Annotated in this window: 15 protein-coding genes; 2 read left to right on the plus strand and 13 right to left on the minus strand. The window is 65.2% G+C overall.

Going from position 1 to position 20,991, the window contains the following annotated elements:
* Positions 1–445: 445 nt before the first annotated feature.
* The 4 genes from KK141_RS22665 to wecB are packed head-to-tail and all read right to left on the minus strand — an operon-like array spanning position 446 to position 7,606.
* Positions 446–1,342 carry a DUF4434 domain-containing protein gene (locus KK141_RS22665; RefSeq protein ID WP_214571951.1) on the minus strand — a complete coding sequence of 299 codons (897 nt, stop codon included), beginning with the start codon at positions 1,340–1,342 and terminating at the stop codon, positions 446–448.
* Positions 1,339–4,236, minus strand: coding sequence for a tetratricopeptide repeat protein (locus tag KK141_RS22670; protein WP_214571950.1), 2,898 nt, complete (start codon positions 4,234–4,236; stop codon positions 1,339–1,341). The genes KK141_RS22665 and KK141_RS22670 overlap by 4 nt, the downstream gene beginning before the upstream one ends.
* On the minus strand, positions 4,233–6,476 hold the full coding sequence (locus tag KK141_RS22675) for a glycosyl transferase family protein (RefSeq protein ID WP_214571949.1): 2,244 nt from the start codon (positions 6,474–6,476) through the stop codon (positions 4,233–4,235). Before KK141_RS22675 ends, KK141_RS22670 begins: the two co-directional genes overlap by 4 nt.
* Before the next feature lie 17 nt (positions 6,477–6,493).
* A complete protein-coding gene (gene wecB, locus KK141_RS22680; protein WP_214571948.1) occupies positions 6,494–7,606 on the minus strand; it encodes a UDP-N-acetylglucosamine 2-epimerase (non-hydrolyzing) in 1,113 nt (370 codons plus the stop codon).
* A gap of 486 nt (positions 7,607–8,092) precedes the next feature.
* On the opposite strand from wecB, the gene KK141_RS22685 reads away from it, so the two are divergent.
* The gene (locus KK141_RS22685; RefSeq protein ID WP_214571946.1) at positions 8,093–9,793 is read left to right on the plus strand and encodes a polysaccharide deacetylase family protein; all 1,701 of its coding nucleotides are present in this window, start codon (positions 8,093–8,095) and stop codon (positions 9,791–9,793) included.
* Positions 9,794–9,983: 190 nt separating this feature from the next.
* Here KK141_RS22685 and KK141_RS22690 read toward each other — a convergent pair whose 3' ends face one another.
* Positions 9,984–11,537 carry a right-handed parallel beta-helix repeat-containing protein gene (locus KK141_RS22690; RefSeq protein ID WP_214571944.1) on the minus strand — a complete coding sequence of 518 codons (1,554 nt, stop codon included), beginning with the start codon at positions 11,535–11,537 and terminating at the stop codon, positions 9,984–9,986.
* A gap of 168 nt (positions 11,538–11,705) precedes the next feature.
* Positions 11,706–12,176, minus strand: a complete 471-nt coding sequence (locus tag KK141_RS22695; RefSeq protein ID WP_214571943.1) for a hypothetical protein — start codon at positions 12,174–12,176, stop codon at positions 11,706–11,708.
* A gap of 300 nt (positions 12,177–12,476) precedes the next feature.
* Here KK141_RS22695 and KK141_RS22700 point away from each other — a divergent pair, with 300 nt between their 5' ends.
* Positions 12,477–16,067 carry an ATP-binding protein gene (locus tag KK141_RS22700; protein WP_214571942.1) on the plus strand — a complete coding sequence of 1,197 codons (3,591 nt, stop codon included), beginning with the start codon at positions 12,477–12,479 and terminating at the stop codon, positions 16,065–16,067.
* A 27-nt stretch (positions 16,068–16,094) separates the two neighbouring features.
* On the opposite strand, the gene KK141_RS22705 is transcribed toward KK141_RS22700, so the two are convergent.
* From KK141_RS22705 to KK141_RS22735, 7 genes are all read right to left on the minus strand, one after another.
* Positions 16,095–16,427 carry a hypothetical protein gene (locus KK141_RS22705; protein WP_214571941.1) on the minus strand — a complete coding sequence of 111 codons (333 nt, stop codon included), beginning with the start codon at positions 16,425–16,427 and terminating at the stop codon, positions 16,095–16,097.
* A gap of 631 nt (positions 16,428–17,058) precedes the next feature.
* The gene (locus KK141_RS22710) at positions 17,059–17,529 is read right to left on the minus strand and encodes a hypothetical protein (RefSeq protein ID WP_214571940.1); all 471 of its coding nucleotides are present in this window, start codon (positions 17,527–17,529) and stop codon (positions 17,059–17,061) included.
* A 131-nt stretch (positions 17,530–17,660) separates the two neighbouring features.
* Complete coding sequence (locus KK141_RS22715) at positions 17,661–18,011, minus strand: hypothetical protein (RefSeq protein WP_214571939.1); 351 nt, start codon at positions 18,009–18,011, stop codon at positions 17,661–17,663.
* Between the two features lie 407 nt (positions 18,012–18,418).
* A complete protein-coding gene (locus tag KK141_RS22720) occupies positions 18,419–18,943 on the minus strand; it encodes a DUF2059 domain-containing protein (protein ID WP_214571938.1) in 525 nt (174 codons plus the stop codon).
* Between the two features lie 47 nt (positions 18,944–18,990).
* A complete protein-coding gene (locus tag KK141_RS22725) occupies positions 18,991–19,275 on the minus strand; it encodes a hypothetical protein (protein ID WP_214571936.1) in 285 nt (94 codons plus the stop codon).
* 35 nt (positions 19,276–19,310) lie between these two features.
* Positions 19,311–19,844, minus strand: a complete 534-nt coding sequence (locus KK141_RS22730) for a hypothetical protein (RefSeq protein WP_214571935.1) — start codon at positions 19,842–19,844, stop codon at positions 19,311–19,313.
* Between the two features lie 219 nt (positions 19,845–20,063).
* Positions 20,064–20,855 carry a serine hydrolase gene (locus KK141_RS22735; RefSeq protein WP_214571934.1) on the minus strand — a complete coding sequence of 264 codons (792 nt, stop codon included), beginning with the start codon at positions 20,853–20,855 and terminating at the stop codon, positions 20,064–20,066.
* Between the last annotated feature and the right edge of the window lie 136 nt (positions 20,856–20,991).

Below are 20,991 nucleotides of genomic sequence, written 5' to 3' on the forward strand. Positions count from 1 at the left end.
AGGGATCCACGCTGGTTTGGCGAGGGAACTCAGTTGGTTTGGCGAGGGAACTCAAGCCTTCACGCAACCTGCCCCCTCTCCCCCGCGGGGAGAGGGTTGGGGTGAGGGGGACACCTACGGAGCGGTGAAGCGAGAGCACTAAAGCAAGCGACGCTTCGTCGCTCTTCCGCCGCGAGCACCCGCCCCTCATCCGGCTGCCGCCACCTTCTCCCCGGAGGGGAGAAGGGATCCACACTGGTTTGGCGAGGGAACTCAAGCCTTCACGCAACCTGCCCCCTCTCCCCAGCGGGGAGAGGGTTGGGGTGAGGGGGACCTACGGAGCGATAAAGCGGCAGCACAAAAGCGAGCGACGCTTCGTCGAACCTCTACCGCGAGCACCCGCCCCTCATCCGGCTGCCGCCACCTTCTCCCCGAAGGGGCGAAGGGTTTCACTAGGCGGGGCTTTCTAACGCCGCAGCGCCTCCATCTCCGGCAGATACCGCAACTCAAAAAACGCCGTATCCCCCCCGCAAGGCGCCCGCTGCACCAAGGCCGCATCCACATCCCGCCCATCCAGCGGCTCCGCCTTGAACGCCTCGTCACCCCCGGTCTGCCGGAACACCTCATACACCACACCCGCAGCCCCTTTCCGATCGCACGACATCGCCGAAGCCAGATACACCGCACTCTCGCCACGGCTCAACCGCGCCGTCCCCGCCCCATCCTGCACCCACGCCTGCACGCCGCTGCCACGCACATCCGCCACCAGCTGCGCATACGCCGCCGGCGCCATATGCCCGGCGAAGAAGGTGCTCACGAACACCGGCCGCGCCAGTACCCGGTCCAGCTGCCGCCGCTCCAGCGCGAGGTAATCGCGCAGCACCTCGCGCGCTTCCGGCTCGCGCCAGCGGCGGTCGTCGATCTCCATCGGCAGGTACCAGCCGGCGATGTCCTGTTCGCCCAGCTCGGCGACCCAACGGCGCGCCGCCTCGGCATCCTGGCGGGCCAGTGAACGCAGGTAGTCGTCCAGCGCCGTTGCCGGCATTTCCTGGCGCTGGAAGAACGCCGGATCGCTGTGCAGCCCCAGCACGACGCGCAACCCGGCGGCGCGCGCTTCGCGAACCCGCTGCAACAGCCATGCATGCCCTGCGGGATCCGCGAAGGCATCGCCATACTGCGTCCACTGCACCACCAGGGTGTCGAAGCCACGCGCACGCAACTGCGCGAACCACCCCGGCCACTGCGCCACCGCCACCTCGCGGTCGCGCGTCTGCGGCTGGTAGAACACCGCCGTGGTGGCCTGCGCCAGCCACGGCGCCAGCAGCAGCGCCACCATCAACCACCACCGCCGCGCGCGGCTCACCACGCGGTCCTCACGATCAGGAACACCGCGTTCTTCTCGCGCAGATAGCTGGTGAAGGCATGCTGCCCTTCCACCGCCACGCTGAAGCGATGCGGGTACGCGTCGTAGCGCGTCTCGCCGAACCACAGGTTCCATTGCACGCCCAGGCCCACGCGTCCGTCGCGCTGGAAGCTGCCCTGGTTGCGGTCGATGCCGGTGAACTGCACGCGCGCATACGGCTCGATCGACTGTCCCTCGGCCAGCTTGCGATGCCAGCCGAGCTGGTAGTCGGCGGTGAGCACCGTCTGCTTGGCGCGCAGATAGCGCGCCACGTCCACGTAGAAGTTCTGCGACCACCAGCCGCCGCCGGAGGCATGCCAGTCGTCGTTGAGGTGCGGGCCGAACGACCAGGAGCCGGCCGCGCGCAGCAAGGTATCGTTGCGGGTGAAGCGGCTGCCGGACACCGGCGTCTGCTGCTCGGCGGAAAGCACGATGTTCTGCGTGGTCAACGGTTTCCAATGCACGCCCACGCCGAGCATCCAGCCATGGATCGGCCACACCGAGCCGCCGTTGCCGCTACCCGCGAACACGCGCGCATAGGCCGCCAGCGTATTGATGTCGGCGCCGTTCCACGGCGGATCGAAGCGGTACTGCCCTTCCATCTGGAAATAGCTGCGGTACGACTGGCCAGGGTTGGCCGCGTTCGCCGCCGAGGACACCGTGTCACCCAGCGTCATGTCGGCATTGAAGCGCCACTTGCGGCCCAGGTCCTCGTGCAGGCGGCGCAGGTCGTAGCGCTGCTGACCTTCGTCCTGTGCGGCCTCTGTTGCCGTGGCGGCGCCGGTGCCGCCGGCGTCGAGCTGGTCGATCGCCTGCGCCGCATAGGTGCGCGCCTGGCTGCTGTCGCCCAGCTTCTGGTGCACGTAGAGCAACTGCCAGGTGAGCTTGGCGTCATCCGGGTTGGCACGATGCGCACGCTCGAACTGCACCACCGCCAATTCCGGCGAGCCGTTCTGCAGATAGGCATAGCCGAGCTGCGCGGCAAGCTTGTCGTCGTCCGGTGCCAATACCGCGGCGCGCTGCAGCGAGAGCAGGGCCGGACGGGTTTCGCCGGCCTGGGTCTGCAAGGCCGCGAGGCGCTGGTAGTAGCGCGCTTCCGGATGCAGTGCGATGGCGTTGTCCAGATCGGTGCGCGCCAGCGCCGGGTCGCGCGGCTCGTCGGCCTGTGCGCGCAGCCACCAGTAGGCGTGGTCCTGCCGTCCGCCCTGCGCTGCATAGCTGTCCAGCCAGGCGCGCGCCACGCCGGGTTGCTCGGCGCTCATCGCGGTCGTTGCCGCGGCGAGCAGGTCGTCGGTCTTCATATGTTCGACCGGCACCGCGCGCCAGGCCTGCAGGGCAGTGGCGTAGTCGCGTGCGCCGTAGGCCTGGTAAGCCAGGGCGCGCGTGGTGTCGGGGTCGGGTTTGCGCTTGTTCGCTTCGGCGTAGGCGTATTCGGCCAGGCCGGGGCGGTCGTTGCCGTAGCAGTCGCCGAGCTGGCGCCACAGTTCCGCCGGATAGTCGGGCGAGAGGTCCGACATCACCTGGCGGATGCCGTCGCAGTCGCGCAGTGCGGCCAGGATCGGCACCTGCACGATGCGCAGCGGCACGCTTTCCAGCGGCCGCGCCAGGCGCGCGCGGTCGGCGGCGGAGAAGGCGGCGGATTGCTTTGCCGCCAGCACCGCCAGCCGCGCGAACAAGGTGCCGGCCTGCGGATTGCCGCCGAACGGATACGAAGCCAGCAGCAGCCGCTCGGCCTGGTCCGGCGCGCCGGCATCCATCAGGCGATAGCTCAGCGGATCGAGCAGGCGATGCCCGTCCGGCTGCGCTACCAGCGCCTCGGCCTGTTCGCGCGCTTCCTCATAGCGCCCTTGCGCCAGCGCCAGCGAGAAACGCTCCTCGCGATAACTGTCCTTCGGCAGCCGCGCCAGCAGGCGCTGCGTCGCGCCATCGTCATGGCGCGCCATCGCCAGCGGCAGCGACGAACGCGCCTGCCAGGCCGCATTGGCCGGGAAGCGCGCTTCGTACAGATCCAGCAGTTCCGGCCGCGCGCGTCCCACCTGCGCCAGCAGGTTCACCCATTGCCGCTCGTCCTTCTCGTCGTCGAAGGCCGGCTGGTGCACGGCGAGATAGTCTTCCAGCGCCTTGCGCTCGCCCGCGGCGGACAAACCCAGCGCCACGGCCAGTTCCTGCGCCGGCGCGCCGAGTCCGCCGCGCGCCTGCAGGTCGCGCGCTTCCAGCGCCCTACCCTGCATCAGCAAGACGTTGAACCATTGCGCGCGTTCGTCGGGGCCGATCTGCCCCAGCTGATCCAGCGCCGCCAGCTGCTGCACGGCGCGGTTGCGATCGCCCAGATAGATCGAGCGCTGCACCAGCGCACGGCGCAGTGCCAGGCCTTCGCTGGATCTGGCGAAATTCGCCGCGGCCAGTTCCGCCTGCGTGCGATCGAGCTCGCCCGCCTGCAAGGCGTCGAAGCCGCGTTGCGCGCGGCACACCGGGCGGTTGTCGACCTTGCAGTCCACCGCGGCCTCGGCCGGCGGTGGCGCGCGCAGGCGCGGATCGGCCGGCGTATAGCGGCGCTGGTCGTCCAGCACCGTGCGCGCCTTGTCGGCATGGCCGAAGTGGCGATACGCCTCGGCCAGGTCCAGCGCGGTGTCGATGCTTTGCGGCGCCAGTGCGCGGGCGCGCTCGAATTCGGCCAGCGCGGTGCGCTCGTCGTTGGCGCGCAGCGCGGCGAAGCCGGCCTGGCGATGGGGATACAACAGGAATTGCTGATAGCGGCTGGCGCTGTCCGGCTGCTGGCCCGCCGCGCAAAGCGGCAAGGCCGGTGCCATGGCGAACAGCGCGGCCGCACAACGAGTCGGCCATGGGCGTTTCATGCCACGCGCTCCGTCCACTGCTTGACCAGCTGCACCGGCGGGGCGGCCTCCTTCTCCAGGAGCGCCGCGAGGCTGGGTTGCAGCGCCGATTGCAGGGCCAGCAAGCGGTCGAGCGTGTCCTGGCCGATCACTCCCTGGGCCACCAGGAACGCACCCAGCGGTTGCCCGCTGCGCGCATGACTCAACAGCAATGCCTTGAATGCCACTTCATCCAGGTGCCCCTGCGCCACCAGGATCTCGCCCAGCATCACCTGCCGGGAAACGTAGTCGTCCCACAACTCCCGCGCACGCTCGGCGCCGATGCGCCCGCTGCGTGCGGCGGCTTCCAACAGCTTGCGCGGATCGTGCTCGCGCTCCGGCGACTGCGCATACCAGCGCCGCAGCCCCACCGTGACCTGGCCCTTGTGCGCGATCACATAGCGCACCGGCCGGTCCAGCTTGCGCGCGATCGCCGCCAGCGACACCGGGTCGACGTACGACTCGCTCGCCAGCACCAGCGTGCCGCCATCCACCCGCAGCGGCAGCACCGCGTACTGCAAGGCCACGGCCGCGGGCATCGCGGTGAAGAGTTCCGGCGACAAGGTCTCGGCGTCCACCGTCTCGCTGTCCACGCCGGCCTGTTCGGCGATCGGCCGCGCCAGCTGCTCGGCGGTGATCACGCCCTGGTGGATCAGCGTGCTGCCCGGATGCAGGCCTTCGATCGGCTGCGCGCGCGCCTGGCGCAGCCGCGCCTCGGTGAGCGCGCCCTGCGTCACCAGCAATTCGTCCAGCGAACGCTTGGAGCGGTTCTCGCCGCCGATGCTGGGGAAATCGTGGGTGGTCTTGTCCCAGGCCACGCGGCGCGGATCGCCGGTCTGCAGGATCTGCTTGATCGCACGCCAGTTGGCCAGGAAGTTGACCAGGTTGCTCCACAGCAGCCGCGGGATCGCCAGCAGGCCCTGCTTCACCCCGTAGTACGCGGTGACGAACACGATGCGCTGCAGGATGCGGTTGGCCATCAGCCCCGCATTGGCATACAGCACCATGTCCAGCCAATGCTGACCTTCGAAGATCGACAGGAAGCGCGGCGCGCCCGGCCACAGCTGCTGCACCGTGCCGATGATCAGCAGCTGCGCCAGCACCAGCATCGCGCCGAAGCTGACGAAGTTGGCGATGGCGCCCTTGCGGTCGCGCCACAGGAAATAATTCAGCACCAGGCCGTGCCGCCACTTCCAGCCGTGGGTGCGGTAGCCCTGATAGACGATGCCGATGATCCAGCGCGACTTCTGCCGTACCGCAGTCGAAAGGCGGTCGGGGAAATACTCGCGCACGCAGATCACGTTCGATTCGCGCCGGCTCTGCCCGAACGGCGACGGCTTCTGGTGCTTGCGGTAGCGCAGCACCGGGAAGCGCACGAAGACTTCCTGCAAGCCGCGCGCCTTCAGGCGCAGGCCGATGTCGTAGTCCTCGGTCAGGCTCTGCACGTCGAAGGCGATGCCGTTGCCTTCCTCGATCAGGGCCAGCACCGCGCGGCGGCTGAAGCAGGTGCCGACGCCCGCGCTGGGCACCTGGCCGGCCAGCGCCTCGCGCACCGGTACATCTTTGCCGTGCAGCTCGGCGAATTCGTCCAGGTAATGCAGGCTGGTGAAGTTGTTCCACTGCCGCTCGAACGGATACACCGGGATCTGGATCAGATCCTTGCGGCCCACCAGGTAATTGAACAGGCGCAGCTCCATCGCGCAGACCACGTCCTCGGCATCGTGCAGGATGAAACCCTCGAAGCTCAGCTTGGCGCGGCGTTCGAATTGCAGAATCGCGTCGAGCACGTTGTTGAGGCAGTCGGCCTTGCTGGTCGGCCCCGGCCGCGCGCACACCACTTTATGCACGTTGGGGAAGCGCGCGCTCACTTCGTCCACGTCGCGCTGCGTATCCGCATCGTTCGGATAGGTGCCGACGAAGATATGGTAGTTCTCGTAGTCCAGCGTGCTGGCGGCCAGCTCCGCCATGTGTCCGATCACGCCGGTCTCGTGCCAGGCCGGCACCATGATGGCCAGCGGCTTTTCCGCCGGCCGGTACAGCTCGTGGTAGTAGGTGCGCTCGTGCCGGCGGTACACCACCAGCGCCTTCCACGTGCGCCGCGTCCAGTACACGAGGTCGATGAACAGATCGTCCATGCCGCTCAGCAGCATGAGTATGGCGATCACCGATACGGCCACGCTCAGGCCGTACAGGTAGGTCGTGAATGCATCCAGCCACCACATCCCGGTGTACTCCCCTGTCAGACCGCTTCGCGCCGGCGTTCGCCGCCCTCCAGCGCCCCCTGCAGCAGATCCACGATGCGATCGCTGGCCCGGCCGTCGCCGAACGGATTGCCCGCGCGCGCCATGGCGCCGTAGGCCTCGCCGTCGTCCCACAGGTCCTCGATCTGCTTCACGATCGACGCCCGCCGCGTGCCGGCCAGCCGCGCACAGCCGCCTTCGATCGCTTCCGGCCGCTCGGTTTCGGTGCGCAGCACCAGCAGCGGTACGCCGAAGGTCGGCGCCTCTTCCTGCAGGCCGCCGGAATCGGTCAGCACCAGCCACGCGTCGATCAGCGCCTGCTGCATGCGCAGGTAGTCGAACGGGCCGCTCAGGTGCACGTTGCCCAGTTCGCCCAGGATGGCGTGCACCGGCTTGCTCACCGTCGGATTCAGATGCACCGGGAACAGGATGTCCAGTTCCGGATGGTGGCTGGCGATGTCGGCGATGGCGTAGCAGATCTCGCGCAGGTCGCTGCCCCAGTTCTCGCGCCGGTGCGCGGTGACCAGCAGATGGCCGCGCCCCGCGTGTCCGCGCTGGATGCGGCGATGGCGCGTCACCCAGTGCTGCGCGTCGATCACCGTATTGCCGGTGATGAACACGCGCTCGTCCGGTACGGCTTCGGCCTGCAGCGCCTGCGAGGCGCGCGCGGTCGGCGCGAAATGGAAACTGGCGATGCGGCTGACCATCTGCCGCAGGCCTTCTTCCGGGAACGGCCGCGACAGGTCGTAGGTGCGCAGGCCCGCTTCGACGTGCGCCACCGGCACGCGATGATAGAAACCGGCGAGCGCGCCGAGAAACGTGCTTTCGGTATCGCCCTGCACCATCACCAGCGACCACGGCCGGCTGGCCATCACTTCGTCCAGCAGTTCGCGGCAGCGGGTGCTGAACTGCGCCAGGGTGTCACCTCCGCGTGACAGTTCGATATCCGGCTGGATATCGAAACAGGCGAGCATCTGCCGCGCCATGTCGTCGTGCTGCCCGGTATGCAACCACACCGGCGTGGCCCAGCCGCTGTCGCGCAGCGCGTGATAGACCGGCGCGAGCTTGATGATTTCCGGGCGGGTGCCGCAAATGATCAGGATGTCCTGCATGACTCCTTCCCCCTTAAGGATGGCGACGCGTGTCCTGGCCCAGATGTCCGGCGCCGCGCTTCCGCCGCGCAAACGGCGGGGAAGAGCGGTCGTCCGGGGTCCCTGGTTCCCGGATAGACGTGTCGGCTGAGGAGTCCGCGTGGTGGTTTTCGACCTGCGATGGGTGTTGCGTCCGGGTCGCATATTGGGGTCGCGCCGGGCTGCCTGACGATTGACTAAAAGCCATACCTCGACAGACCAATAAAAACGCGCATTCCAGGCCCGTAAGCTTCAACTTGGGGGCGATGCCTCTCCACTCTCGGGAACAGGGACCTGGGCTTCGGAAAATCGTTCTCCGCCATGCGCGCAAGCACGGGGGCATTCCTGGCTTGCGTCGATTTCCATCGCAGCATGTGAGGATTTCCCATGACCAGGTCCCGCCTCAAGCCCTCCGTCCTGAGGTCTCTTCTCGCCAGTGCCGCCCTGGTGTTAACCACGGCAGCCGGCTTGACCTCTCCTGTTTACGCACAGATTGCCGAACACGCCGACATGCAGCTGCTGCCGGCGCCGCCGCGCTCGCTCGTCGTCGCACCGTCGATGAAGAGCGCGCAGAAAGCGGTGTCGACGCTGACCGCCGCCGGTTCGGTGCAACGCAACGTATCGCTGAACATCCTGCTCAGCCCTCCGGCCAACGCCTTCGCCGGCGCACCGGGCGCCAACCCCGCGCAGAACACCCTGGTGCTGTACGACAGCACCGGCGCGTGGGCCTGGCTGGGCGAAGCGTATGCGGTGATGGCGGCCAATCTCGTCTCGCACGGCAGCAAGTACACGCTGCACACGGCCGCCACCTACACCGCCGGTGAACTCAACAACTACACCGGCCTGGTCTATGTCGGTTCGACCTATGACGAACCTCTGCCGACCGCGATGCTCGACGACGTGCTGGCCACCACCAAGCCGGTGCTGTGGATGAACGACAACATCTGGCAGCTGGCCGCGCGCTCGCCGAACTTCGCCGCGCAGTATGGCTTCTCGCCGATGTTCTTCGACTTCAGCAATACGCTCACCGTCACCTACAAGGGCGTGGCGATCCAGCGCAACGCGCTGTCGGTGCCGTCGGGCCTGCTGCAGACGAGCATCACCGATCCGACCAAGGCGACGGCCGTGGCCGTGGCGACCAACGACACCGGCGGCACGGTGAACTGGGCGACCAAGGGTGCGAACCTCACCTATATCGGCGAGATTCCCTTCAGCTATATCGGCATGAACGATCGCTACCTGATCGCGGCCGACCTGATCGGCAAGGTGTCCAACCCGTCGATGCTGGCGCGCAAGCGGGCGCTGGTGCGCATCGAGGACGTCAACGCCACCGACGATCCGGCCCAGCTGCGCGCGATCGCCGATTATTTGTCCAGCAAGGGTGTGCCGTTCACGGTCGCGGTGATTCCGTACTACCTGGACCCGAAGGGCTTCTACAACAACGGTGTGCCGCAGGCGATCCACCTGTCGCAGGCGCGCAACGTGGTGAGCGCACTGAAGTACATGCAGTCCAAGGGCGGCACTATCCTGATGCATGGCTATACGCATCAGTACTCCAACGTGGCCAATCCCTACAGCGGCGTGTCGGCGGACGATTTCGAGTTCTACCGCTCGCACATCAGCCCCGACAACTACGTGCTGTACGACGCGCCGCCGGCCGAGGATTCGGCGCTCTGGACCCAGGGCCGCATCGTCAAGGGCCTGATGGACTTCGCCGCCGCCGGCTTCCTGGCGCCGACCATCTTCGAGCCGCCGCATTACGCAGCCTCGGCGGTGGACTACAAGGTCATCAACAGCCTGTTCTCCGCACGCTACGACCGCGGCCTGTATGCGGGCGGCTGGTGCCCGAACGGCGCCTGCGGCACGGGCACGCCGGACTACACCAAGATCTACGGCCAGTTCTTCCCCTACCTGGTGCGCGACATCTACGGCACCGTGGTGATCGGCGAGCAGCTGGGCAACGTTGAGACTCAAGCGTTCAACAACAACCCGGCGCGCTTCCCGGCTGACATCCTGGCCAGCGCCAACGTCAATACGGTGGTGCAGGACAGCGTGCAGAGCTTCTTCTTCCATCCCTATTACGACATCAGCTATCTGAAGCAGGTCGTCGAGGGATTGCAGGCGATGGGATATACGTTTGTGCCGGCGAATACGATCAAGCAAGGTTGAAGCAGTACTTCGCCTAGTGAACCCTTCTCCCCTCCGGGGAGAAGGTGCCGGCAGGCGGATGAGGGGCGGGTGCTCGCCATAACGGATCGACAGAGCGACGCACGTTTTCCGCTTCCGCTTCTACGCTCCGCCCGGCCCCTCACCCCGACCCTCTCCCCGGAGGGGAGAGGGAGATGAGGGGTGAGGCGGATTACGGCTGCTGATAAGCACCGATATCGATCTTGCCCGCAGCATTCACTCGCGGCTGCCCGTCGAAATCCACCGTTCCCACCGTCGACGCCGGCAATACCAGCCCCGCGCCGCGCGCCGCCGAGCCACTGCCCACGTGCAGGTCCGGCACGGTCAGGCTGGCGAACTGCGGATTCACCAGCAAGGTGAGCTTGTCCGCGCCGCTGCCGGTGCGGTAGCCGGCGATGCCGGTATAGCTCTTGCCCAGCCACACCCAGTTGGCATTCCCCGCGCCGCCATCGGCGAAATACAGGTTGTGCTCGATCGTGCCCGGGTTGGCATAGCCGGCGTTATTGGTGGTCTTGGGCCAGAAGTTCACCAGCAGGCCGTCGGCGGTGGCGTACAGCAGGTTGTTCTCGAACACCGTGCCGCTGACGTGGAACTGGATCTGGAACTCGCCGCTGCCGCTGGCCTGCTGGTCGTTGCGGAACAGCGTGTTGTTGACGATGGTGGCGTTCTGCATGCCGCCATTGCCGGAAGCCGCGCCGCCGATCGAGATGCCGGTGATGTTGGAGAACATCACCAGGTTGTTGCGCACGGTTACGTCGCTGCTGAACTTGTTCTTGGTCTCGCTGGCCAGCTCGATGCCGAGGTCCGCCCGGTTGACCACGTTGCGCTCGATGGTCACCCGCGTGCCGCCTTCCACGTAGATGCCGTCGGCGGAGAAGTCGCCCGCGGGATACGCCGCATTGCCCTGCGAGCTGATGTTGTACACCGAGTTGCCACTGATCACGCCGTCGCGCGCCTGGCTCTGGAAGGTGCCGCCGTTGCGGCCGGACATGGTCTCGAAGCCGAGCGCCGCGATGCCGATATTGTCGTTGTCGTGCACCGCGTTGTTGCTGATCGTCCACTGCTCGACGTTGCCGGTGAGCGAGAGCGACTCGCTGCAGCCCGTGCGCAGATGGTCCACCTCGTTGCCGCTGATGGTGAGCTGGTTGATCGAGTTGGCTGCGTCGTTGGCATAGACCTCGATGCCGAACGCATTGCCGTTGGGGCAGCTCTCGATCTTGTTGGCGATGTCGTGCACGCGGTTGCCGAGGATGTTCACCTGGGTGCCGCCGCCGTTGATATAGATGCCCACCGGCGTGGCCGTGGTGCTGGACGTGCTGTAGTTGCCCACGTCGAAACCCTGCACCGTCACGTAGCTGACGTTGTTGAGGTTCCACAGGCCGCGCATCGCATTGGCGGGCACGGTGAGGCCGGTGCCGCTGACCGCGGCTTTTTCGCCCGGATAGCTGGCGAACACGATGGGACCGGCCGCGGCGGAACCGGAGGTGTCGACGTCGATCGTCTCGGCGTAAGTACCTCCGCGCACGTACACGGTGTCGCCGGCAATCACGCCACGCGCGGCGCGGCCGATGGTGCGCCACGGCGCATCCAGCGTGCCCGCGGCATTGTCATTGCCATTCGTGGCGACGTAGTAGGTGTGGCCTGCGGCTTGCGCCTGGGCCAACGGCAAGGCGGCGAGCAAGGCGCAGACGAGGGGAGCGAACTTCCATGCGGGGGAATGCTTCATGCAGGTCTCCGTAGGGTGCGGATGGGGACGTCCGGAATGGACAGCCACGCATGCACACCCGGATGAAACCGCAAGCGTCGGAGCGTCCATGCGCGGACGGCGCAGTCTGCTCGCCTGCGCTCGCGCCGTTGTTGATCGGCGTCGCAAGAGGACGCGCCGCGCCACGGCTCAGGCGTAGCGCCGCTGCGTCGACTTCTCCACGATCAGCTTCAGCGCATCGGCCAGCACCAGCACGCGCGGCGTGTCCTCGCGCCGCACCACCAGGGCGGCGAGTCGGTCGTCCACGCTGTCGGGCAGCATCATCACTTCCAGCCCGCGCGCGGCGACGATCTCGTCCAGCCATTCGAAGTAATCGTCCGACCAGAAATCGCGCCGGTCGGCGGGGAATGGCGGCAGCGGTTCGTCCAGGCTGTCGCTGATGCGTTCGTGCAGCAGCTGCAGCTGGTCGCTGGTGAGCATGAAATCTTTCAGGCGGAACAGCAGCGAGGCCTGCATGAGTTGCGCCTCGCCTTCGCCGTGCAGCCAGGCAAGCTCGGCATCGCTTGCCGCGTTGCGCACGCGCTCGACGCGCTGCGCCAGTTCCGCGCGTTCCAGTTGGCCGCGGGTAAGCAGGTCGATCAAGCTCTCGAGTTTGTCCATCGCGGGCCGTTGCTCCTTGAGGCTAGATAGGTGACAGGCAACACCGTGCATGGTGAACCGGCGCCAACGAGACAGGCTGGAATGCAGCGCATAGCAACGTGCCCGACGCGACGCTGGCGTGACGATGACGTGATATCCACGCCACCTGCGCGACGCTTCCTGCATCGGCGGGACCGCTCCCTGGCGCGGCCGCAATGACGTGAACTAAATCACAGCCGGCCGCCTTGCGAAAGTATTTGCACACGCAACGTCGCTCACTTTGCAACCACGTAAGAACAATCAAATAGAAACGTCTGCCTCTTGAGAGCATCGAACGTGGAGATCAGCGCGCATACCGACTTCCTCGGCAGCAGCCAGATGGGCGAGCTGATACGGGCGCACGACTGGTCCGCCACGCTGGGCGCACCCGCGCAATGGCCGCGCAGCCTGCAGACAGCGGTGCGCATCGTGCTGTCGTCGCGCCACCCGATGTGGCTGGGCTGGGGGCCGCGACAGGTGTACCTCTACAACGATGCCTACCGCGCCATCATCGGCGGCAAACATCCGTGGGCGCTGGGGCGCACGGTCGAAGAGGTATGGCCGGAGATCCAGGACTACATGGCGCCGCGCCTGGCCCAGGTGCTGGCCGGCGGCGAAGGCATCTACGTGGAAGGCCAGTTGCTGATCATGGAGCGCAACGGCTATCCGGAAGAGACCTACTACACGTTCTCCTTCAGCCCCCTGCCCGACGACGACGGCCGCCCCGGCGGCATCATCTGCGTCAACACCGACGACACCCGCCGCGTGATCGGCGACCGCCAACTCGCCAGCTTGCGCGAACAAGCGGCCGGCACCATGCACGCGCACGGCTGGAAGGACAGCTGCGAACGCAGCGCCGCCGCGCTCGCCGCCAATGTGCACGACGTGCCGTTCGCGGCGATCTACGTGGCCGAGGCGGATGCCACCTTCGTGCTGGCGGCCTGTGGCGGCGCCTCCGCAGGCGACAGCGTCGCGCCGCTGCGTATCCTGCCCGGCGACGAGCGCGCCTGGCCGGTGGCGCGCGCGCTGGCCGCGGGGCATCCGCTGCACCTGCACGACCTCGCCTCGCGCTTGCGTGTGCCACTGCCGCGCGGCGCCTGGCCATTACCGCCCAGCCAGGCGGTGCTGCTGCCGATCGCGCCGGCGGGCGAACGCGGCCGCGCGGCGGTGCTGGTGGTCGGGCTCAATCCGTATCGCCTGTACGACGCCGCGTACGCAGGGTTTCTCGAACTGGCCGCCGGCCAGGTCGGCGCCGCCATCGCGCAGGCCGACACGCTGGAACAGGAGCGCCGCCGCGCACAGGAACTGGCGCGGCTGGACCAGGCCAAGACGCTGTTCTTCTCCAACGTCAGCCACGAATTCCGCACGCCGCTGACCTTGATGCTGGGGCCGCTGGAGGAATGGCTGGCGCGCGCGGAAGCAGCGCCGGACGCATCGCGCAGCCTGGTGGAACTGGCCCATCGCAACGGCCAGCGCCTGCTGAAACTGGTCAACACGCTGCTGGATTTCGCGCGCATCGAAGCGGGCCGCGCGCAGGCGCGCTACGAACCCACCGACCTTTCGACGCTCACCGCCGACCTGGCCAGCAGCTTCCGCTCCGCCATCGAGAAGGCCGGGCTGATGCTTACCGTGGCTTGCCCCGCTGGTTTGCCGCCGGCCTACGTGGACCGGGAGATGTGGGAAAAGATCGTGCTGAACCTGGTTTCCAACGCGTTCAAGTTCACCTTCGAAGGCGGCATCGTGGTGACCCTGTCGCCGCAGGAGGGCTGCCTGGCGCTGGAGGTGAGCGACACCGGCACCGGCATTCCCGCCGAACAGATGCCGCGCCTGTTCGAGCGCTTCCACCGCGTGGAAGGCGCGCGCGGGCGCAGCATCGAAGGCAGCGGCATCGGCCTGGCCCTGGTGCGCGAACTGGTGGGGCTGCATGGCGGCCAGCTGGAGGCCGTGAGCGCCGAAGGCCGCGGCACCACGCTTACCGTGCGCATTCCCGCCGGCAAGGCGCATCTCGATGCCGCGCGCGTGATCGAATCCGACAGCACGCCCCTGCCCGCCCGCCATGCCGCGCCCTATGTCGACGAAGCCGCGCAATGGCTGCCCGCCAGCGTGGCGCCCGCGCCGTACGTGCCGGCGCCGGAAGGTGCCAGTGGCGAATACATCCTGCTCGCCGACGACAACCAGGACATGCGCCAGTACGTACAGCGCCTGCTGCAGGAAGCCGGCTGGCGCGTGGCCTGCGTGGCCGACGGCGAGGCGGCGCTGGCGGCGATCCGCCGCGAACGGCCGTCGCTGCTGCTGGCCGACGTGATGATGCCGCGCCTGGACGGCCTGGCCCTGGTGCAGGCGCTACGCGCCGACCCCGCGTTCGCCCTGCTGCCAACGGTGCTGCTCTCGGCGCGCGCCGGCGAGGAAGCGAAGATCGAAGGCATCGAGGCCGGCGCCGACGACTATCTGGTCAAGCCCTTCACCGCACGCGAACTGCTGGTGCGCGTGCAGAGCCATATCGCGCTGGCCGCGGTGCGCCGCCAGACCGCCGAGCGCGAACGCACGCTGCGCGAACAGGCCGAACAGACCGAACGGCGCCTGCGCCACCGCACCGGCCAGTTGCTGGATGCGCAGCGCGACATCCTGCAATCGCGCGAAGCGCTGCGCCGGCTCAATGCCACCCTGGAAGAGCGCGTCGCCAGCGAGATCGCCGAGCGCGCCAAGGCGGAAGAGCAACTGCGCCAGTCACAGAAGATGGAAGCGATCGGCCATCTCACCGGCGGCATCGCGCACGACTTCAACAATCTGCTGACCGTGATCATCGGCAACCTGGAGCTGATGCAGCGCCCGGGTGTGCAAGGCTCGCCCGAACGCGTGCACCGCTTTGCCGACAACGCCATGCTCGGCGCACGCCGCGCCGCCACCCTCACCCAGCGCCTGCTCGCCTTCGCGCGGCGGCAACCGCTGGAACCGCGGCCGGTGGATACCAATCGGCTGGTGCTGGGCATGTCCGATCTGCTAGCGCGCACGCTGGGCGAAAACATCGCCATCGAAACGGTGCTAGCCAACGATCTGTGGCAAGTGCACGCCGACGGCAACCAGCTGGAAAGCGCCCTGCTCAACCTGGTGGTGAATGCGCGCGATGCCATGCCGGAAGGCGGACGCCTGCGCATCGAGACCGCCAACATCCAACTCGATGCCGATGCCGTGCGCGACGCCGACCAGGAGGCCGCACCCGGCGCCTATGCGCGCCTGAGCGTGGCCGACACCGGCAGCGGCATGCCGGCCGACGTGCGCGAGCGCGTGTTCGAACCGTTCTTCACCACCAAGCCGACCGGCCACGGCACCGGCCTGGGCCTGTCGCAGGTGTATGGCTTCGTGCGCCAGTCCGGCGGCTTCGTCACGCTGCAGAGCGAGGCCGGGCACGGCACCACGGTGCGCATCTACCTGCCGCGGCTGACCGCGGAGCAGGCGGTGACGGAGATCGAGCGGCCCGCGCTGCCCGAGGTCGCCGGCGGACACACCGTGCTGGTGGTGGAAGACAACCCCGACGTACGCGACTACAGCTGCCTGCTGCTGCACGAACTCGGCTACCAGGTGCTGTCCGCCGAAGATGCGCCAACCGCCCTGCTGCTGCTCGCGCAGCATGCGGAGGTGGACCTGCTGTTCACCGACGTCGGCCTGCCCGGCATGAACGGCCGCGAGCTGGCGGAACAGGCGCTGGCGCTGCGTCCGGCGCTGAAGGTGCTGTTCGTCAGCGGGTATGCGCGGCAGGCGATCGTGCATGACGGGAGGCTGGATCCGGGGCTGCAGATGCTGGCGAAGCCGTTTACGCATGGGGAGTTGATGGAGAAGCTGGCGGCGGTGATGGAAGTGCGGCCAATGTTGTAGCGCGCCGCCAGCAGGTTTCAGACGTCTCTAGTTATCGACGCCATCGCACGCCATATCGCTGGACACCTCGTCAGGCTGCTCAGCCGCGTCACGCACCTGTTCCCATTGCATGCGCAGATGCGCCTGAGTGGCGCAGCGTGCGCCCATCTCGATCAAGGCAGCGATGCCATCCAGCATGATCGGCAGGCGCCGTGCATCCGCGCCGCCGCGCTCGTGGACCCGTTCGGAGAGGAACTGGAGGGACACATGGGCGTACGCCAGCCATTCGGTGGCGTCGTTGAGCAAGGCATCCGGGCCCGCTTCGGGGTCGGAGTAGTAGTGGGTGTGACGGGTGATCCACGGCTCGCCGTACATGTTCATAAGCAACTCCTTGCCAAGGGAATGCCGCGCCCTCGCTCCGAGAACGGCACGCCGCCAGACAGCACGGCGTGCCGCGACCACACGGACTCGAAGGTTCACCGGTGGCCTGTGCTCAGGCCCCGGGCGGCTGGATTGATGAAGGGGTTTGCGGTGTCAGAGGGTTTCGCCGTTGCACAGGGCAACGCGCCGGGTGAGTACGGCTCGGATAATTCCTGCGAAAACTCTTAAACCGCGGTGCTTCAACCCTGTCCGCTAGATCGTCGGACGGCCGGGATGTGCGGTGAGGAGGTCGCCGAGGGGATCGGCGAGCGTGCAAGTACCGTATGATCTGGGGTAGCCATGATCAACTCTCATCTAGTTGGTGATGGTTAGCGGGTCAGGGGTGTTGGTAGCACCCTTGGCTCGCGCTTTCACAGCATTGCTGCCATGGTTGCCCGCGTTGCGTCTTGACGTCACTGCGCGGGGAACATCTCGGAAGGTATCAAAGGCCAGTCGGCCTGTCTGTAGGTGCAACCGTGAGTTGCGCATGAGTGGTGTGATTTACAGAATTGTCTGATGGTTTTCGGAGTATTCGCTGTTGAGGCACGGTGCTCCGCGGTTGAATCCCATGCCGCAAGCGCCCACAGCCCTATCAGGACCTGCCGTGCGACCAGATTTCGTGTGCACGAAGAAATTCGTCTTCGCTGGAACTTGATTCGATATCAGAAAATCTCGAATCGATCATGGCGCCGATAAGTGCGGCAACCGCTTCCCTCTGCATCGATTTGCAATACGTATAGAGCGCATTTTCCAACCCGCCGGAATAAAGGTGGAAAAGCAACTGATGCCCGTACCAGTCGTAGCCATAGGGAGGCTCGGCAAATGCGAGACGGGCCAACGACGGCAGGTAGAACGCCAGCCCTTCCGGGGTGGAGAAACACATCGGGTCCCAACCAGGATTCCCGACGTCTTCAAACGCGAGCGTTTCCCGCGTGCGGTTCCTCAGCAGCTCATCGTGCTCTGCGCACTCCTGGCAATGCTCGAAGTTGGTGAAGTGCTCGGGCCTTGGCAATGGGCCGAAGGCTAGATCGACTGCTGAGATGGCGTTAGATGGCGTCACCATGATCGATATCAATGCTCGATTTATTGCCGCGATCTCGAATTCCGAGGGCGTCCGCTGCACACCTTATGGGAAACGCGCGATCTGAAGGGGGCATTCCGGTGACGACGATAACAGGACCGACTTTAGCCGACCTAGTCGAAAACCACCGCTGGATTCATATCCGCAGGTGAAAGCCAAGAAATGCCGTGGCGCTCAGCCAAGATTCGCTTCTGCATCGACCAGACAAAGTGACATCGACCTTTGCCTTGGTGGCCCGCCGAATCCGCAGCACGGTTTGCCTCGGCTTCAGCCCTGCGAATTAATTCCGCCAAAGCCGAATCTATCTCGATGGGGTCGACTAGTAGCCTGCGCCCACCTTTCTGCTTGACCGCCAATAGAACACGCTCTCGTATATCCGGCGGCATCGCAGACAGCAATTCCTTCGCGCGGCTCAGCGGAAGCCCCGAGGCCACGTGATAGTCCCAGATATCTTCAGCCGTCACGCTTTCTCCGATGCATAAGACTCGTCTTGGTGAGAAGGCCGTCGCTCGGACTCGCGGAATCTTTCGGTGCACAGCGCATCCGGCTCTTCGTCAGACCACCACCACTGGATGGAAGTCGAACCGTCTCCTCTGAACGTGAAAACCGTGCAACCGTCGTAGTGGCTATAGCTCACATCCAACAATTCGTAGGACTGGCCTTCCTCGAACGCTGAACCGACAAGTCCTCGAAAGGAGATCGTTACTGAGTAGTGGTGCCCGACGACCAAAGAATGCTGACGCAACATTTTTCCCGCCAAACTCACTTTCTACGTCCCTCCCGCGCCGCACCAGTCTGCGCCCCTATAACATCCGCCATGGGTCGGTCGCAGGATGTTGCATCAATATTGCGAAGAAGTAAGGTCCCCATGTTATTTCCCAGAAGACTCCTTGACATTGAATGCATTTCCAATGCATTGATTTACCTTAAGTAAGAACGCCTTCTGATTTGTTCGAAGGGCAGCCTGCCCCGCATCCGTTGCCATGAAATCTGTCAGAGATCGCTGCTGCGATTTTGTGAGATTCAGTGGCACGCCGGGATTGTCGATGCTTGCGACCTGTTGACGCGTCATGGCTTTACCCACGTCAGAGGCATAAAAGTCGGCGAGAGCGCGAGCCTGTTCAGCAGTCAACTCTTGCCGATACGCCGGCAATACGGCGGTGATGATCTCCTCATCTGACGCGGTCAAAATCGCCCGAAGCGCCGAGTTTGATCGACCCGATTTCGCAACAAAGACCTCAATTCCGTGCCTATACGAAGATGCAAATTGCGCTTCCCTAAGGTATCGAGTGATTTCCTCATCGCCCGATAGAGCTGCCGTGTCGGAAGCCAGGAGGGAACTCACTGGAAGAAGAGCAACCATCAAGACCAAAATGTATCGATGAATAGTTTTCACGCGATTCCCCGTAAGAATTTTCTGCAAAGAAAGTGGACCTGACACCGTTACTGGAATCGCTCAAGTCTTTCCGAAAACAAGCGAAGTAGCTCAGAGCACATGTCCTTTGCCTCTTGGATGGATCCGACCTGATATCCGCTGCAGTTAACAGCAGACACCAGCTCACTTAGATCACCACTCCATGCTTCAGCCCCAATGAGGCAATCGAAGATCTCAGCCCGGATGAACTGATCGTCGCGGGCCAAGTCGGCCATCCAATCTGCCGCGTCTTCCAACGTCGATTGATTTACAAAAGCTCCCCAAACTTGTTTAAGCGTGATCTTCGTCGGCACCTTCCCTCCTGGACCCAAAGCGCGCGTTGGCACAGCTAGCCGCCTCGCCCCGCTATCTTCGATCGACCAGGCGCGGCTACCGGAAGTCCCAGCAACCCTCTTGCACGTCTAACCGTATCCAAGATCTCTGCCTCAAATCCATCGCCAAGTTCCAGGCAGCGCATGAACTCGATGGAGCGCCGTTTGATTTCAGCCGCCCAGGACCTGTCTACCGGACTAGAAATCACATCGGCGAAAGCTCGCTTGCTCTGCTCCGTCGCCCCGGCCAATCCGGCCGACACAGCCACATGGTAGTGATCCCATATAGATACCGGCGGCTTCGCCGTGAGCCAGGCCTGTACATGCGAAGGCGATGGAAAGCGCTCGCGCAAAGCGATGACTTCCTGGGCCGCCTGCTCAGCCAACTCTTTGGCCGCCAGCGCAAACTGCTCATCGTTTACGAAGGCCTGGAAGTTCTGAACCCTGGATCCGGCATCGAACGACAAGAAATCCTTCTCGTACCAGAGCCAGCACGCCCCAACGTTGAGATAACTCCCTTTATCCCAGCCGGATGGCTGGAACTCCACCATCCCGACCCACCATGACTGGTCATCCAGCCAAGTTCTGGAGCGACCTTTCTGCATGCAGCCGAGAGGACGGAGGGCCGCTTTAGCCGCTGCGGTGATCAAACGCGAATGGGGAGGTGTAGGCAAGAGTCAGTCTCGGGTCTTGGGTTTCCACAGCAGCTTGATCAGCGGACGGTCCAGGAGGATCTGCCTTGCAGAACCTTGATCTCCGTTCCAACCCACTCAGTGAATCGAGCCCTCAGTCTTAGCTGCAGAGGGATCCGGCTTGCCACCGCCGTCACCCTCGCCTGGCGCAAGGCGACGCCCAGGATGGTCGCCCCCCTGGTGTACTACCACGCCATCGATCTTCCCTTGCGCATCCCGCTTGAAGCTCAGGCTTACGTCTGTCGCGTTGGTGAAGAATTCATCCTTTGCATTCGGATACACAGGGAAAGCCCCCTGCCCGGTGGCCTGCGCTTTTAGCTGAGCATCACTGCGGGATACCGTCAGAACGAATCCAGGCAAGAGTTCATAGCGTCCAACGTATTCGTCCAGCTCCTTTGCGGACATCGATAGGTGCTTACGCATGGAAACGAGCACGATGCCGGGTGATAGAGCAGCCTGACCCAGGTTGTCGACGGCCAACGCTTTGTTGGTGAGTACCACGACGCCGTGCTTGCGGTCGGCCGTGAATCCAACGTAGCTCGCGTAGCCGCCCGTCATTCCATTGTGCTCGATGAGGTCCCCTCCATTCGCGTGCTCGATCATCCACGCCAACCCCAATTCACCGATCGGCCTGCGAGGAACATAGGGTGACGGCGACTGGGCAAGCTGCATCGCGGGATACAAGTCCGTCTTCAGAAGTCCCATGTTGGCCTTCAAGTAGAGCAGCATGTCGTCGGCGGAACTGATGATGCCGCCAGCACCGACCAGTACAGCCATATGCCAATTAGGCGCCGGCTTGCCGGTGTCGTCATGGCCAGGAGCGAGGCGTGAATGCGCCGCGTGGCTCAACAGGGTCGTGCTGTGATCCATCCCCAGAGGTGGTACGCCCCCGCTTTCGTAGACGGTTAGCTGCTGGATTTTGAGTTAGCCGCCTCGAACATCATTGGCGCAAGGCCACCCAGATGTCCATGTCGGCGTTGTCGGTTGTAGAAAACCTCGATGTAAT

It is taken from the genome of Dyella sp. LX-66, from assembly GCF_018599165.1.
Classification (GTDB): domain Bacteria; phylum Pseudomonadota; class Gammaproteobacteria; order Xanthomonadales; family Rhodanobacteraceae; genus Dyella_D; species Dyella_D marensis.

Coding starts and splice junctions, on each gene's coding strand:
- KK141_RS22710 (WP_214571940.1), bottom strand. CDS start 17,529: ATGGTGACGCCATCTAACGCCATCTCAGCAGTCGATCTAGCCTTCGGC.
- KK141_RS22735 (WP_214571934.1), bottom strand. CDS start 20,855: ATGGATCACAGCACGACCCTGTTGAGCCACGCGGCGCATTCACGCCTC.
- KK141_RS22675 (WP_214571949.1), bottom strand. CDS start 6,476: ATGTGGTGGCTGGATGCATTCACGACCTACCTGTACGGCCTGAGCGTG.
- KK141_RS22705 (WP_214571941.1), bottom strand. CDS start 16,427: ATGAACATGTACGGCGAGCCGTGGATCACCCGTCACACCCACTACTAC.
- KK141_RS22690 (WP_214571944.1), bottom strand. CDS start 11,537: ATGAAGCATTCCCCCGCATGGAAGTTCGCTCCCCTCGTCTGCGCCTTG.
- KK141_RS22695 (WP_214571943.1), bottom strand. CDS start 12,176: ATGGACAAACTCGAGAGCTTGATCGACCTGCTTACCCGCGGCCAACTG.
- KK141_RS22730 (WP_214571935.1), bottom strand. CDS start 19,844: ATGGTGGAGTTCCAGCCATCCGGCTGGGATAAAGGGAGTTATCTCAAC.
- wecB (WP_214571948.1), bottom strand. CDS start 7,606: ATGCAGGACATCCTGATCATTTGCGGCACCCGCCCGGAAATCATCAAG.
- KK141_RS22670 (WP_214571950.1), bottom strand. CDS start 4,236: ATGAAACGCCCATGGCCGACTCGTTGTGCGGCCGCGCTGTTCGCCATG.